Here is a 1,653-nt window from a genome sequence, read left to right as displayed (position 1 = left end):
GATGGAAAGAGTACGTCCATAACTGGAGAGGCCTCGCAGACGAGGCGAAAAAAAAAAAAAAAGAAAAAAAAATCGCCTTGCAGTAACAACGAACTGCGAGGAGTCAGCAGAGGTCATAGTACCTGCCTAATATCGGCACGCAGGGAAGGACCGAACTTTATTGGATAAGTTTGTAGAAAGGAACTTTATGAGAGAACGAGAGCAGAAAATTGCGGCAGGAGCCGCAGACTGCCTGCAAGGGGATAGGCTGGAAGCCGAAAGACTTGCAGGAGTGCAGACTTTTATGGAGATAACAGAAAACGAACTTGTCGAAGTGCAGATAGATGAGAAGCACTTGATGGAACTCATCGTATCTCCCTATAATATGAACCGAGCATATAGGAAGGTCATATCGAACGGCGGGAGCGGAGGTGTCGACTCGATGGAAGCGAAAGAGTTGCTTCCATACTTGAAACTCCACAAGGATGAACTCAAGGAATCTCTCTTGAACGGGAAATACAAGCCGCAACCCGTGCGGCGTGTGGAAATCCCGAAAGACAACGGAAAGACGCGCAAGCTGGGAATACCCACCTTGGTAGACCGCGTAATCCAGCAGAGCATAGCGCAGGTGCTGTCTCCGATGTATGAACCCCAGTTCAGCGAAGGGAGCTTCGGCTTCCGTCCCGGACGCAGTGCTCACGATGCCTTGAAGAAAGCGCAGAGTATACTCAATGACGGCTACGAGTACGCAGTCGGCATTGACCTCGAACGCTTCTTCGACACCGTGAACCAGAGCTACCTGATAGAACTTCTTTCCCATACCGTCAAGGACGGCAGGGTGATAAGTCTTATACACAAGTATCTCTATGCAGGGGTGATGATAGACGGAGTATACCATCCGACTCCCGAGGGGACACCGCAAGGAGGCCCACTCAGCCCATTGTTGAGTAACATCGTTCTGAACGAGCTGGACAAGGAGTTGGAGAAACGAGGTCACCCGTTTGTAAGGTATGCAGACGATAGTCTTATCTTCTGCAAGAGCAGACGCGGAGCGGAAAGAGTGTGCGAAGGACTGACCAACTTCATCGAGAAGAGACTTCACTTGAAGGTCAATCGCGAAAAGACGGAGGTCGGCAGCGCTCGCGAGATGAAGTTCCTCGGCTACTCGTTCTACAAACGTCCACTTGATGGTATGTGAAGGCTTCGCATCCATCCCAAGAGCCTGCAAAAGATGAGGGCGAAACTCAAACTCATCACGGGCAGGAGCAATGGGATGGGCTATGAGCGCAGGAAAGAGGCGTTACATCAAACCATTCGCGGATGGGTGAACTACTTCAAACTTGCGGATGCCAAGAAATACCTTGAAAGGATGGATGAGTGGCTACGCAGACGCATACGGATGTGTATATGGAAAAGCTGGAAGAAACCGAGCGCACGCGTCAAGAACCTTGTCAAGTGTGGAATCAAACCATACTGGGCAAGAATCTACGGGAACAGCAGGAAAGGGTACTGGGCAAACGCCGAGGGTATAATGCACCACGCGGCAACAAACGAAATGCTACGCAGGGCAGGGTACCCGTGCCTTATGGACTACTATGTCAAATTGCACTGAACAATGAAGAACCGCCGTATGCCGAACGGCACGTACGGTGGTGTGAGAGGTCGGAAAACGAA

At 50.7% G+C, this 1,653-nt stretch carries 2 protein-coding genes; both read left to right on the top strand.

The annotated features are described in order from the left end of the window. Positions 1 to 160 precede the first annotated feature (160 nt). Positions 161 to 1,177 carry a group II intron reverse transcriptase/maturase gene (ltrA, locus tag MJZ25_16565; GenBank protein ID MCQ2125781.1) on the top strand — a complete coding sequence of 339 codons (1,017 nt, stop codon included), beginning with the start codon at positions 161 to 163 and terminating at the stop codon, positions 1,175 to 1,177. A 209-nt stretch (positions 1,178 to 1,386) separates the two neighbouring features. Continuing rightward, positions 1,387 to 1,653 (top strand): hypothetical protein (locus MJZ25_16560; GenBank protein MCQ2125780.1); only part of this gene is annotated, 267 nt, incomplete at its 3' end.

The sequence above is a fragment of the Fibrobacter sp. genome (assembly GCA_024399065.1).
GTDB lineage: Bacteria > Fibrobacterota > Fibrobacteria > Fibrobacterales > Fibrobacteraceae > Fibrobacter.
Note: the sequence above shows the minus strand (reverse complement) of the source record. Positions and strands in the feature narration are given on the sequence as shown.